10 protein-coding genes are annotated in these 13149 nt (G+C 67.9%); 5 read left to right on the forward strand and 5 right to left on the reverse strand.

Annotated features, from left to right (window positions below):
- Nucleotides 1-89: 89 nt before the first annotated feature.
- Entirely contained in the window at nt 90-1847 is a 1758-nt protein-coding gene (locus QO011_RS13245) for a glucosidase family protein (RefSeq protein WP_307272510.1), read from the reverse strand.
- A gap of 453 nt (nt 1848-2300) precedes the next feature.
- On the opposite strand from QO011_RS13245, the gene QO011_RS13250 reads away from it, so the two are divergent.
- The gene (locus QO011_RS13250; RefSeq protein WP_307272511.1) at nt 2301-3479 is read left to right on the forward strand and encodes an ROK family transcriptional regulator; all 1179 of its coding nucleotides are present in this window, start codon (nt 2301-2303) and stop codon (nt 3477-3479) included.
- Between the two features lie 27 nt (nt 3480-3506).
- On the opposite strand, the gene QO011_RS13255 is transcribed toward QO011_RS13250, so the two are convergent.
- From QO011_RS13255 to QO011_RS13265, 3 genes are all read right to left on the reverse strand, one after another.
- Nucleotides 3507-4667 (reverse strand): Gfo/Idh/MocA family protein, encoded by a 1161-nt coding sequence (locus QO011_RS13255; protein WP_307272513.1) that lies wholly within the window; start codon nt 4665-4667, stop codon nt 3507-3509.
- Between the two features lie 100 nt (nt 4668-4767).
- Nucleotides 4768-5601, reverse strand: coding sequence for a TIGR01459 family HAD-type hydrolase (locus tag QO011_RS13260; protein WP_307272514.1), 834 nt, complete (start codon nt 5599-5601; stop codon nt 4768-4770).
- An 8-nt stretch (nt 5602-5609) separates the two neighbouring features.
- Nucleotides 5610-6884: an FGGY-family carbohydrate kinase gene (locus QO011_RS13265; protein WP_307272516.1), complete on the reverse strand. Its 1275-nt coding sequence runs from the start codon at nt 6882-6884 to the stop codon at nt 5610-5612.
- A gap of 358 nt (nt 6885-7242) precedes the next feature.
- Between QO011_RS13265 and QO011_RS13270 the strand changes: the two genes are divergently transcribed.
- On the forward strand, nt 7243-9756 hold the full coding sequence (locus QO011_RS13270) for a glycogen/starch/alpha-glucan phosphorylase (protein WP_307272518.1): 2514 nt from the start codon (nt 7243-7245) through the stop codon (nt 9754-9756).
- Between the two features lie 61 nt (nt 9757-9817).
- Nucleotides 9818-10072, forward strand: coding sequence for a type II toxin-antitoxin system Phd/YefM family antitoxin (locus QO011_RS13275; RefSeq protein WP_307272520.1), 255 nt, complete (start codon nt 9818-9820; stop codon nt 10070-10072).
- Nucleotides 10073-10078: 6 nt separating this feature from the next.
- Here QO011_RS13275 and QO011_RS13280 read toward each other — a convergent pair whose 3' ends face one another.
- Nucleotides 10079-10834, reverse strand: a complete 756-nt coding sequence (locus tag QO011_RS13280) for an SDR family NAD(P)-dependent oxidoreductase (protein ID WP_307272522.1) — start codon at nt 10832-10834, stop codon at nt 10079-10081.
- Between the two features lie 645 nt (nt 10835-11479).
- On the opposite strand from QO011_RS13280, the gene QO011_RS13285 reads away from it, so the two are divergent.
- A complete protein-coding gene (locus tag QO011_RS13285; RefSeq protein WP_307272524.1) occupies nt 11480-11989 on the forward strand; it encodes a flavin reductase family protein in 510 nt (169 codons plus the stop codon).
- Nucleotides 11990-12041: 52 nt separating this feature from the next.
- Nucleotides 12042-13133, forward strand: coding sequence for an LLM class flavin-dependent oxidoreductase (locus QO011_RS13290; protein WP_307272526.1), 1092 nt, complete (start codon nt 12042-12044; stop codon nt 13131-13133).
- The last annotated feature ends 16 nt before the right edge of the window (nt 13134-13149 follow it).

The following is a 13149-nucleotide window of genomic DNA, read 5'->3' on the forward strand; positions in this document are numbered from 1 at the left end:
TGGCTGCGTCTCGTCCGACCGTTTCGGGCCGACGCTGTGTGACGATTCAATGATCCCCGGACGAAGCCTCTGGTCCGCAGCACCGCGCCTCATGAGCCCGGCTCCTCGTTGACCGCTGGGAGGCCGTGCTTGAGCGCGACCGCGGCCGGCATGGCGCTCCAGCCTTGCAGGAGCGAGCCGCGGCCGAAGGGCGGGGAGAAATATTCCACGGCGCCGGCCCATCCGTTGGCGAGGCAGGTCTGCCACCACCGCGTCAAGGCGTAGCGCGCCCCGCCGAGACCGCGGCGCAGCCGTTCCTCGGCATAGGCGCCGTCCCAATAGGGCCAGTCCGAGCCGTTGTGGTAGCGGAAGGCAAAGGCGGTCTTGGCGCGCAGGTCGCGGACGCGCTTGTAGGGCGGGTAGGCGCACATGACGCCCCAGTCGCCATAGGGCTGCTCCGCATTGTGGCGCGTCTCCAGGGTCTCGGCGACCGCTGCGAGCAGGCCGCGAGCCCGCTCGTCGGAAATCGCCGCGTAGCGGGCGAGCGTCAGGCTGTCGAGCGTCAGATGATCCTCGACGAAGCCGTCATCGGCGGCATAGTCCGCATATCCGTTGCGCGCCGGGACATGGAGGCGCGCCTCGATCTCCTCCCGGGCGCGGGCTGCCGTCCGGCGGGCCGTCTCGGCGGTTGCCGGATCATCGTCCGCGCCGAGCTCGGCAGCGACGTCGAGGGCGCCGACGAAGAGGCCGAGATCGTAGGCGACCAGCCCCTCGCGGAACACATTGTCCGCCCAGTCGCGGTCGTTGCGCGGCTTCAGGGGCAGCACGCTGCCGGGACCGGCAAAGCCGAGATAGCGCGTGATGATCGCCGTGACGGCCGGCCAGTGCCGCCGCGCCTCTGCCCGGTCGCCGGTCGCCCGGACATAGTCCCCGAGAGCGAGGATGAAAAACAGCGGACTGTCGAAATGATCGCTCCACCAGTCCTGCGGACGATTGTGGTGGTGGGGGAAGCGCCGGTCCTCGACCGGTCGGCTGCGGTATTCCTGCCACGCGGCGGATTGGGCCGCCCCGGTCAGGAGCACGCCGCTCGGCGCCTCGCCGTCGGGCTGGACGCCCTTCGCCAGGACGCGGATCTGCTCGCGCACGACATCGGGGGCCAGCGTCAGCAGCGGCTGCAGCGTCCAGTAGCCGTCGCGATAATAGGTCCGCGCCGGCGCGCTGTAGTCCTGCCCGGCCGCCAGACCGCCGAACGTGCCGTCCGCATTCTGCCTGATGCTCGACAGCGCGGCGTGCACACCCTGCATGACCATGCTGCGCAGCAACGGATCGGCTTCGGGCATCCGGTCGCACTGCGCCTGATGGGCGGTGGCCTCGGCAAGGATCGCGTCACCGGCGAGGGTCAACGCCTCTTCGGCTTCGGCCGACGAGGCGCCGACGGCGATGCGGATGTCGCCACCCTCGACGGCAAGCGCGATGACGCCCCAGCCGAGCCTCGCCGTGCGGCGTCGGCCCGCGATGGTGATGGCCGGCTTCGGCGCATCGTCGGGGACCTTGTGCCACCACGCGCAGCGCCTGGCGGGGTAGAGTCCGGCGACACGGGCCCCGCGGATGAGGACGACCGGCGCCGACCGGGCCGCGAACACGCCCCCCTCGCCGGTGGCGATGCGGTTGGGACCGTAGACAAACGGGCCGGCCAGTGGCGAAAACCGCACCCGCCCCAGGCTGCCCGCGCCCCAGAGCGCCAGGTCGATCCAGCCTAGGGGAGAGCAGGTCGCCTGGAGGCGAGGCGCCATGATCGGAAGCAGGACCGGGTGGGCCGTTTCGAGCTCGCCGGCCCGGTTGGGGCGCATCCTGGGCGCCTCGCTCATGGGCCACACGGCCGGCGTCGAGCCCCGCTGGCGCTCAAGGGGCCGAAGACCGGCCGGTCCGCGCCGCCGTGCACGGCCCCCGCGCTCGGCACGGGCAGCGCATGGCGCGATCGTCCATCACCATCGTCCGCGCACGCGGGAGGCGACGAAAAAGAACGAGCGGAACGATCCCTCACCGCCGGACGCAGGGACGGGACCTCTGCCGGGATCCTTCCGGATCGAGCCGATTTCATCGCTGACCTCCGGAATACGCAGATCCGCCATGGCTTCAAACTATGAGTCCGAATGTATTTTTGTCAATGAGCCGGACGAAATCTGACCGAGAGCCTGGGAGACCCCGCTCTCATTGCGGGAGAGGACGACCGGACATTGCCCATTTCGTGCAACAATGTCATTTTTCGTCCATATTAAGTCCGGCTCCCTGACAAATTGAGCCAGAACGGCAATCCGGCAATGGCTGCACAGACCACATCCTCCACGCCGATCGCCCGGAAGATTTCCACGAATGCGGCGGTCCGCACGGTTCTCGCCAAGGGACCGATCTCGCGCGCCGACATCGCCAAGCTGACCGGCCTGTCCAAGCAGACGGTTTCCGAGGTCGTGCAGGATCTCATCGACGAGGGTTGGCTGCGCAGCAGCGGCCGGACCGACGGCAAGCGGGGCCGCAGCGCCATCACCTATGAGCTCAACGCGCGAGCCGGGCTTGCCGCTTCGATCGACCTCGGCGGAGCCAAGATTGCCGTCGCCATCGGCGATCTGCTCGGGACCATCATCGCCGAGACCGTGGTTCCGACCGATCCCCGCGGCGGCCGGCATCTGGTCGACCAGTTCGAGGCGAGCCTTCATGCGCTCGCCGCCGAGGCCGATGTCGGGATCGGCGATCTCAGGCTGGCCGTGCTGGGAACGCCGGGCGTCTTCGATCCGGCGACCGGCCAGATCCGAGCGGCCCCCAATGTGCCGGGACTGGAGTCCATCGACATGCGGCGGCTGCTCGGCGGGCGGCTCGGCATCCCCGTGCTCATTGAGAACGACGTCAACCTTGCAGCCCTCGGGGAGCAGTGGCGCGGCCACGGCGCGGACAAGAAGAACTTCGCCTTCATCGCCCTCGGCACCGGCATCGGCATGGGCATCGTCGCCAATGGCGCGCTGGTGCGTGGCGCTCGCGGCGCGGCGGGCGAGATCTGCTTTCTGCCGCTCGGCGGGGATCCCTTCGACCCGCGCAGCTTCACGCTCGGCACGCTCGAGAGCGCCGTCGGCAGCGCGGCGATCGCCCGGCGCTACGCCGGTTTCGGCGGCCCGGAGGACAGCACCGTCAAGGACCTGTTCTCCGCCTTCGCCGCCGGCGGGCCCAGCGCGACAGCCACGATCGAGGAGACCGCGCGTCTCATCGCGGTGGCGATCGCCGCGATCGGGGTCATCCTCGACCCTGAGATCGTGATCCTCGGGGGCAATATCGGATCCCGGCCGGAACTGGTCGATGCCATCCGCCGCCTGCTGCCGCGATGCACGCCCTATCCGATCCGGCTGGAGATCAGCCAGTTCGGCGGCCGCGCCGCCCTGATCGGCGGGCTCGGCGTGGCGGTCCGTCATATGCACGACGACCTGTTCGGCATCGGCCTCAAGGACGTCTGATCCCGCCCGGGCCGGGACGCTGCGCGATCAGCCGGCCATCGCCGGGAGTTCGCCCGCCCGTGCCGCATCGAAGCGCTTCCAGGTCTCGGTCAGGTCGATCACCTGCCTCAGCTTGCGCGCCTCGTCGATCTTGATCGCCGTGATGCCGGCCTCCAGCGCGTCCTCGACCGAAACCGGAAGAGGCGCTCCCGTGCGGACATGGGCGGCGATATCCGTCGCCATCTGCTCGTCGGCGCCATAATGAGCCGAGAGCTCGGTGCCGGTATAGCTCTTCTCCTCCAGCCGCTCGCCGGTGCGGGCATCGGTCAGCCGGAAATAGTTCCGCACGAAATCGCCTTCCGCCATGCCCTTTGCCCCGATAACGCAGAAATGGCGGTATTCGTCGGGAACATTGATGTTGGTGTGGAAGGTCATCGCCGCGCCGCCCTGGTATTCGACGATCGCGGTCTGGTAATCGATGATATCGGCATCGCTGTCGAAGACCTTGTCGGTCCCCATCCAGCCGCTCGGCTTGCGGTGGTAGACGTCGAGATTGTGCCGGACCTCGTTCTCAGGGACGAACGACTTGCGCCCGCCGAAGCTCGCCACGCGGATCGGCCTCGCGCCGACCGCGCCCTGGTAGAGGTCGAGGTCGTGGCAGCATTTCTCCAAGATGAAATTGCCGGAATAGCGCTCATACCGGCGCCAATCGCGCATGAAGAAGGCGCCGTGATAAGGGGCCAGGTGCTCGGACGCCTCGATGCTGCAGATCGTGCCGATGGCGCCCGCGGCGATGGCCTTCTTGAGGTCGACATAGAGCGGGGCGTAGCGCAGGACGAGCCCGACCATCACCCGGTCCGGCCCGCCATGGCGGGCGATGAGGCGCAGCAGCTCGAGCGTCTCGTCCTCCGAGGTCACCACGGGCTTTTCGCTGAAGACCTTCAGGCCGAGCTCGAGGCCGGTGCGGATGTGCTCCAGATGCAGATGGTTGGGGGAGCCGACCATGAGCATGTCGAGCGGAGCGGCCGCGGCCATCGCCTCGATCGTGCCGAAGCTGCGTCCGGCGTCGATCCCCTGCTTGACGAGGCCCGGCAGCCCCGCCGGCGAGGGATCGACATGGCCGACGATGCTGAAGCCCGGGACCAGGGCCGTGAACACCCGGGCGAGGTACTCCATGCGGAACCCCAGCCCGACAATGCCGACCTTCATGACGCTCTCCCTCGTATGCAGCCGGCGGACCGGCGCGTGCCGCCGTCGAGACACATCGTCTCCCGCCGAGGGGACGGGACCGACCGGGCAGGGCCTGCGCTCACCACACGAAGCGCTCCAGCACGTGGTCCGGCCGGGCGCCCTCCTTCAGGTAGACCGCCTCGAGATCCTCCTCGCCGGCATGGATGCCGGCGAGGACCAGCGCGGCATCGGCGCCGACCCCCTTGGCGCCGGCGATGTCGTGCTCGACGGAATCGCCGATGCCGAGCGCCGGGCCGTCGAGGCCGACGATGGCCCGCGCGCTGCGGTAGATCTCGGGATAGGGCTTGCCGATCCAGGTCACCGGCCCGCCGAGCGTGGCGTAGAGGCGGGCGATCCGCCCGGCGCCGAAGGCGGTGCCGCCGGCCACCAGCATGGTCATGTCGGGGTTGATGCACAGCGCCGGCACCTTGCGCGCCGCCGCCGGCTCGAGCAGGGCCTGGTAGTCGGCGAGCGTCCTGTCCGGCGCCTCCGAGCCGGCAATCAGCACGAGGTCGGCCTCCGCGGCGCTCTCGGCCACGGCGATGCCGAGCCCTTCGATCGGCGAGACGTCGCCGTCGCGCGCCAGGATCAGGCAGCGCTTCGGCCGCTCAGAGGCGGGCCGGGCCGCGAGCATGCGCCAGGCCACCTCGCCCGAGGACAGGAACAGGTCCCAGGAGGCGCGCTCGAAGCCGAGCCGCTCCATCCGCTCCTCGTTCGGCGCCGAGCGCTTGCCGGAATTGGAGACGATCACCACCTTGCGGCCCTCGGCCCGGAGCTGGCGCAAGGCTTCGATCGCGCCGGGATAGGCCGCCTGGCTGTCGCGCAGCACCCCGAACTGGTCGACGAAGAACAGCCGATAGGCCGGGGCGATGTCGCGCAGGCGCGTGACGGGGCGGGACGGGGGGCGCGTCATCGGACGGGTCACGCTGCCGGCCGGGACAGAGCGAGCCGGGCGAGGCGCGCCGTGCCGTAGGCCGCTTCGTCCGTGGCGGCGGTCGAGACGGCGACCCCCAGCTTGCGGGCGCGGATCGCCGTCCAGGCGGCGTTCTTGGCGCCGCCGCCGACCGAGATCACGCGTCGGAGCTTCGGCCCGCCGAGCTCGGCCAGCAGCCGGTAGCCCTGCGCCTCCACGGCGGCCACGCCCTCCAGCAGGCCCTGCAGGAACAGAGCGTCGTCCGCCGGCCGCGGCGTGAGGCGCGGCGCCAGCGCCGGATCGGCGACGGGGAAGCGCTCGCCGGGCTTGGGCAGCGGGTAATAGTCGAGGCCGCTGTCACGGGCGGGATCGAGGCGCGGCTCGAGCTCGGCCATGCGCTCCGGCGTGAAGAACTGCAAGAGCGCCGCGCCGCCCGAATTGGAGGCGCCGCCCGCCAGCCAGCGCTCGCCGAGACGGTGGCTGTAGATGCCGTGCGCGGGCGAGAAGATCGGCACGTCCGACAGGAGCTTCACGGTGAGCGTCGTGCCGAGCGCGCTCACCGCGTCGCCGGCGAGGTCGGCGCCGGTCGCCAGGAACGAGGCGCAGCCGTCGGTGGTGCCGCTGGCGACGATCGCCCCGGCGGGGAAGCCGAAGCGGGCGGCGATCGCCGGCAGGACCGGGGCGACGGCGGTGCCCGGCTCGACCACATCAGGCAGCAGGCCGCGGTCGAAGCCCGTTTCGGCGATCCAGTCGGGCCAGGCCCGTGCCACCGGGTCGTAGCCGGTCTTGAGGGCGTTGTTCTCGTCGGAGACGTCGAAGCGGCCGCTGAGGCGCCCGGCAACCCAGTCGGCCTGGTGCAGGATGCGTGCCGGCCCCGAGGCGGCGAGCTCGATCGCCTTGGCCAGGCCCGAGGTGACGCCATGCGCTGCGCTGGTCGCGGGGGCGAGGCGGCCGATCAGGGCGGCGGCCGCCTCGGCGGCACCGTCATTGTAGAGGCGGCCGGGGCCGAGCGGCTCGCCGGCCGCATCGACCGCCAGCATGGTGCCCGACGTGCCGTCCACCGCCAGGGCCGCGACCGCGGCCGGATCGATCTGCCTGGCGAGCACGGCGAGCGAGGCTTCGCAGGCCGTCCACCACAGGCCGGGGTCCTGGGTGACCGCGGCGCCCCGGCGCTCGGGGGCGGGCAGGGCGGTGCGTGCCTCGCCCATGATCCTGCCGCGCTCGTCCACCGCCATGGCGCGCACGCCCGATGTGCCGATATCGATGCCGATGACGAGCGACATGCCGAACTCCACGTTTGGGCTCTTATATCCCGGAAGATTTTTGCGGTGCAAAGACAGGGCGGCCGTCGTCAGGGGAAGGACGTGCCCGCGAGCGGGCGTCGTCATGGAGCAAAGACGCGCCCGCGCGCGGGCGCTGTGGTGGGAAGGACGCGCCCGGCGGAAATCTGCACGATGACGCGCCATGCCTGGACATCAGGCAGCTCTTGGCCCTCGCATGAGTCTTGCTTCTGAGCTAAAGCAACGGCGGGGGCGCCGACGCAGGTCGGCGCGGCCTCAGCAGGGTTGCCGAGCGCCGCCGGATTGCCGTCGGGCGGCGCCGTGACGTGCCTCTCTGTGCCAGGGAATGCCGACAGTGCCGATGGACAAGACACTCGAGCAGAGACTTTATGCCGCCGATGCGGCGCTGGCCGTCGCCGACGAGGCCAGCGCCCTGCCGGAAGCCACCGGGGATGCCCGTTCCTTCCGCGACCTCATCCTGGCCAAGCTCACCTATGCCGTCGGCAAGGACCCGATCGTCGCCCGCGACCATGACTGGCTGCGCGCCCTCAGCCTGGCGCTGCGCGACCGCATCGTCGACCGCTGGATGGCGACCACGCGCGGCGTCTACCGCATGGGCGGCAAGCGCGTCTATTACTTCTCTCTCGAGTTCCTGATCGGCCGCCTGCTCAAGGATGGCCTCAACAATATGGGCCTGCTCGGCACCGCCCGCGAGGCGCTGGCCTCGGTCGGCGTCGACCTCGACGTGATCGCCGAGCTGGAGGCCGATGCGGCGCTCGGCAATGGCGGCCTCGGACGCCTCGCCGCCTGCTTCATGGAGAGCATGGCGACCGTCGGCGTGCCGGCCTATGGCTACGGCATCCGCTACGAGAACGGCCTGTTCCGCCAGAACATCATCGACGGCTGGCAGACGGAATCGCCGGAGAACTGGCTCGCCTACGGCAACCCCTGGGAATTTCCGCGCCGCGAGGTTGCCTATGAAATAGGCTTCGGCGGCGCGGTCGAGGCGTCCGAGGGCTGGGACGGCTCGGCCGTGCATGCCTGGAAGCCGGCCGAGACCGTGCTCGCCGTGGCGCACGACACGCCGGTGGTCGGCTGGCGTGGCCTGCGCGTCAACACGCTGCGGCTGTGGTCGGCCCGTTCGCCCGATCCGATCTCGCTCGACGCCTTCAACGCCGGCGACCATATCGGCGCGCTCACCGCCCGCACCAAGGCCGAATCGATCTCGCGGGTGCTCTACCCCGCGGATTCCACCCCCGCCGGGCAGGAGCTGCGCCTGCGGCAGGAGTATTTCTTCACCTCCGCCTCGCTGCAGGACCTGGTGCGCCGCCATCTGAAGCAGCACCGCGAGATCCGCACCCTGGCCCAGAAGGCGGCGGTGCAGCTCAACGACACCCATCCCGCCATCGCCGTCGCGGAGCTGATGCGCATCCTCATCGACATCCATGCGATGTCCTGGGCCGATGCCTTCGCCCTGACGCGCGACACCATCTCCTACACCAACCACACCCTGCTGCCGGAGGCGCTGGAATCCTGGCCCGTGCCGCTGCTGGAGCGGCTGCTGCCGCGCCACATGCAGATCATCTACGCCATCAACGCCCGGGTGCTGACCGAGGCCCGCGCCGCCGGCGCCACGGATGCGATGATCGCCGCGGTGTCGATCATCGACGAGGGCCACGGCCGGCGGGTGCGCATGGGCAACCTCGCCTTCGTCGGCTCGCACAAGGTCAACGGGGTCTCGGCGCTGCATTCGGAGCTGATGAAGGAGACGGTGTTCCGCGACCTCAACACCGTCTTCCCCGGCCGCATCACCAACAAGACCAACGGCATCACCCCGCGCCGCTGGCTGATGACCGCCAATCCCGGCCTCGCCGGCCTCTTGCGCGAGACCATCGGCGAGGGCTTCCTGGACGATGCGGAGAAGCTGGTGGCGCTGGAACCCTTCGCCAGGGATCCCGGGTTCCAGGAGCGCTTCGCCGCGGTCAAGCACGCCAACAAGGCACGCCTGGCCAAGACCATCCAGCAGACCCTCGGCCTCAGGGTCGATCCGGCCGCGCTGTTCGACGTGCAGGTCAAGCGCATGCACGAATACAAGCGCCAGCTCCTCAACATCCTGGAGACGATCGCCCTCTACAACGCCATCCGCACCCATCCCGAAAAGGACTGGGTGCCGCGCGTCAAGGTGTTCGCCGGCAAGGCGGCGGCGAGCTACACCTCGGCCAAGTACATCATCAAGCTGATCAACGACGTCGCCAAGATGGTGAACACCGATCCGGCAGTGCGCAACCTCCTCAAGGTGGCGTTCCTGCCGAACTACAATGTCAGCCTGGCCGAAGTGATCATCCCGGCTGCCGATCTTTCCGAGCAGATCTCGACCGCTGGCATGGAGGCCTCCGGCACCGGCAACATGAAGTTCGCCCTCAACGGCGCCCTCACCATCGGCACCCTCGACGGCGCCAATGTCGAGATGCGCGACCATGTCGGGGCCGACAACATCTTCATCTTCGGCCTCACCGCCGCCGAGGTCGAGGCCCGCCGCGCCAAGGGCCTCAACCCGCGCGCCAATATCGAGGCCGATCCGGCGCTCGCCGAGGTGCTCGACGCGGTCGGCTCCGGCGTGTTCTCGCCCGCCGACCCGCAGCGCCACCGCGGCACGGTCGACAACCTGACCAATTCCGACTGGTTCCTGGTCACCGACGACTTCACCAGCTACAGCGCCATGCAGCGCCGGATCGATGCGCTCTGGGGCACGCCCGCCGCCTGGCGCGAGAAGGCCATCCTCAACGTGGCGCGCATGGGCTGGTTCTCCTCCGACCGCACCATCCGCGACTATTCCGACGAGATCTGGGGACTGCCGACCGTCAAGGTGGGGTGAGACGGACGCCCCCGGCTTGTGCCGGCCACCTTGGCCAAGTCTGACCAGGGAGGGGTCGGCCGTGACGATTGTCAACATGTCGGATGCCGGGACGCGGCTTTCGCGGCTGGTCCAGGCGGTCGAGAGCGGTGCCGAGGCGGAGATCATCATCGCTCGGAATGGCAAGCCGGTGGCCAAGCTCGTGCCGGTCACCAGAGGAGGCACCACCGGCAAGCGCCTGGGTCTGCTGGCCGGGCGATATCCGGTCCTGACGCAAGAGGACTTCAACGCCGACGATGAGCGCACCGCGGCGTTGTTACGGGGTGAGGGCCGGTGAGGCTGCTTAGCGGGCGCTGTAGCCGCCGTCGGCCATCAGGATGTGCCCTGTCACGAAGGACGCGCCCGGACCGGCGAGATAGAGGATCGCATCGGCGATCTCCTTGGGCTCGGCCCAGCGGCCGATCGGATGAGCGCTCCTGATGGCGGCCTCGCCTGCGGCAGGATCGTCCAGGCCTTCGAGGTAGCGGGTCAGGAAAGGGGTGTTGATGGATCCTGCTCCCACGGCATTCACGCGGATGCCACGGGACGCATAGTCGACGGCCATCTGTCGCACGAGTTGGAGGAGGGCGCCCTTGGCGGCGCAATAGGCTGCCTGCTCCGGCAAGCCGACGACGCTCGAGATCGACCCCGTCGCGACGATCGAGCCCCTGGCACGTGCAAGCATCGAGGGCAGTGCGCGTCTCGACATCAGGAAGAAGGATTTGGCGTTCGCATCCATGACGCGGTCCCATTCATCTTCGGCGGTGTCGTGCGCGGATTTCGAAATGATGAAGCCGGCGTTGCTGACGAGCACATCGACCGGACCGAGCCGTTGCTCGGCTGTCGCGAAAATCGTCTCGACGTCCGCGGCCTTGGTCACATCGGCGACAACCGCAACGATGTCGCCGGGCGCCTCTCGCTCCAGCTCGGCAACGGCGGGGCTGATATCGGTTGCGCATACTTTGGCGCCGTTTTCGATGAAGAGTGAGACTGCAGCTCGGCCGACGCCCCCTGCCGCGCCGGACACGACGACGACTTTGCCTTCAAAGCTTCTGGTCATGATGGTCTCCGATTCCTGATGATTGGCACGAAGTCGATTGGCGTGGGCGCGGGGCAGGGGACCCCTTCGTCGGCGTGGCTTTCAGACGAGCCGAGAGGGGGGGCCACCAAGACGTTCGTCTCGCCAAAATTGGCGGATCCGAGCGCCGTCAGCGGGTCACCTGCCGGATGACCGATGATGATCGCATGTCCGCGTCGCAACCCGCGAACGCACCATGCCGAACCCCATCGGCCCCGAACCGATGACGGCCACGTCTGATCTCTCGACCATCCCCTCCCGCGCCATGCATATCAACCCCTTGCTTTTCATCCATTCATATGCAGATTATCTACAATCTGCAACAGGTCGCCGTCGCGCCTTTTGAACATGCGCGAGGCGGGGCCGGCTTGGATCCCGAAGGCGCCGTCTTGACGATCGAGGAACTCGAGGAACAGCGAGACTGTCCCTCGCGCTGTGCGTCCTCGACCTGCGATCTCCGTCATCTCAACAGTCACGGGATCTGGCGTGCCAGGTCTCGCTTCCGGGGCCGGACGGAGCACACGACCACCACGCGGTCCAGCCACGACGTCGACAGGAAAGTGCCAAGCGCGAATTGACAGATTGTAGATAATCCGCAATCATCGAGTCGAGAATGAGGAAGCTCAGATGCTCTCGCAGGACCTCAGAACCGAGCATTTCCGTCAGTCGATGCGGCGCGTGGCATCCACGGTCAGCGTGATCACATGCACGCATGACGGCCGCCGACACGGCATAACCGTCACGTCGGTCACGGCGCTCAGCTTCGCTCCCATGTCGATCCTCGCCTGCATCAACCGCAAGTCGTCGATCAGCATGCCGCTCAAGGAAGAGGGGCGTTACTGCATCAACGTGCTGCGCGCCTCGCAGGCCGACATATCCAACTCCTTCAGCGGCGGGTGCCCGACCGAGCGGCGCTTCGACATCGGCGAGTGGACCGAGAAGGAAGGCGTTCCCTACCTGCGAAGCGCGCAGGCGAACCTGTTCTGCGAGATGGATCAGGCGATCTCCTATGCCACCCACGACATCATCATCGGCCGGGTCGCGGGCGTGGCATTCGCCGCCGATGTCGATCCGCTGATCTATCAGAACGGCGCCTACGCCCTGACTTCACCCATGGTCCTTCAGAAAGCTGGATAGGACTGTTCGCCAACGTCGACAGCAGTCGCTGAAGGATCTTAGGAGCAAATACATGCAGCTTGGTATCTTCAACCTGATGACGCTTCGCGATCATCCCGACGGTGTCCAGGGTGTGATGCGCGATACGCGCAAAATGGTGGAGACCGCCGATGAGCTCGGCTTCGACGTCGCCTGGTTCGCCGAACATCACTTCGCGAACTATTCGAGTTCTCCGTCACCCCTGATGATGTGCTCCTACGCGGCCGGCTGGACCAGGAAGATCAAGCTCGGCCCGGGCGTTATCGTGCTGCCGCTCTACAACCCGCTCCGTGTCGCCCAGGAGATTGCCGTCGTCGACACGCAGACCGAGGGCCGCCTGATCATCGGCCTGGGGACCGGCTATCAGCGCTATGAGTTCGACAGATACAATGTTGCGCTGGACGACAGGGTCGATGTCTTCCTCGAATACTGGGACGTCATCGAAAGAGCGCTTGTCGCCGGCGAGGTCGAGTACAAGGGCAAGTACATTTCCCTGCCCAAGACCAATTTCGCGATCAGCACCCAGCAAAAACCTCTTCCGCCGCTCTTCGTGACCTCCTCCCAGTCCAGGCTTCTCGAGCGTTTCAGGAAATGGAAGGCGGTTCCGTTCCTTGCTGCCAGCACGCTCGGATCGCCCGTGCTCTACAAGATGGTCGACGGGCTCAACGATGCCTGGATGTCCATCGGCGAGCAACCTTCGACCAAGCCCTTGGCGATCATGCAATACGTGGCCATAACCGACAGCCGGAGCGAGGCATTGGCCGTGGCGGAGCGGGCCCGGTACGTGGGGCGCATGGCTCATTATCTGCGCCAGGCCTCGCCGCCGCTGGACGACAACAGCTACATCAGCAACCAGGGGTTCGACGGCGAGTATACGCTCGACCAATATGCGGACAACATGGTGGTGGGCGATCCGCACATCGTGGCCGAGAAGATGATCGCGGACATCAAGCGCCTCAATCCGAGCAACTACACCTGCAACTTCTCCTTCGGCTGCATGCCGATCGAGCTGGCGCATCGCTCGATCGTTCGATTCAAGAAGGAAGTCGTGCCGCTCATCGAGAAGGAGGTGGGACCTGTCGATGCGCTTGGCGTGACGCCTGGGCTGGCGAGAAAGGCGAGCTGAGCGGCCTCACAAATGC

Source organism: Labrys wisconsinensis (genome assembly GCF_030814995.1).
Taxonomy (GTDB): domain Bacteria; phylum Pseudomonadota; class Alphaproteobacteria; order Rhizobiales; family Labraceae; genus Labrys; species Labrys wisconsinensis.

Excerpts from the sequence above, each read along its gene's own strand:
- QO011_RS13245 (WP_307272510.1), bottom strand. The coding sequence starts at position 1,847 with ATGAGCGAGGCGCCCAGGATGCGCCCCAACCGGGCCGGCGAGCTCGAA.
- QO011_RS13250 (WP_307272511.1), top strand. The coding sequence starts at position 2,301 with ATGGCTGCACAGACCACATCCTCCACGCCGATCGCCCGGAAGATTTCC.
- QO011_RS13255 (WP_307272513.1), bottom strand. The coding sequence starts at position 4,667 with ATGAAGGTCGGCATTGTCGGGCTGGGGTTCCGCATGGAGTACCTCGCC.
- QO011_RS13260 (WP_307272514.1), bottom strand. The coding sequence starts at position 5,601 with ATGACGCGCCCCCCGTCCCGCCCCGTCACGCGCCTGCGCGACATCGCC.
- QO011_RS13265 (WP_307272516.1), bottom strand. The coding sequence starts at position 6,884 with ATGTCGCTCGTCATCGGCATCGATATCGGCACATCGGGCGTGCGCGCC.
- QO011_RS13270 (WP_307272518.1), top strand. The coding sequence starts at position 7,243 with ATGGACAAGACACTCGAGCAGAGACTTTATGCCGCCGATGCGGCGCTG.
- QO011_RS13280 (WP_307272522.1), bottom strand. The coding sequence starts at position 10,834 with ATGACCAGAAGCTTTGAAGGCAAAGTCGTCGTCGTGTCCGGCGCGGCA.
- QO011_RS13285 (WP_307272524.1), top strand. The coding sequence starts at position 11,480 with ATGCTCTCGCAGGACCTCAGAACCGAGCATTTCCGTCAGTCGATGCGG.
- QO011_RS13290 (WP_307272526.1), top strand. The coding sequence starts at position 12,042 with ATGCAGCTTGGTATCTTCAACCTGATGACGCTTCGCGATCATCCCGAC.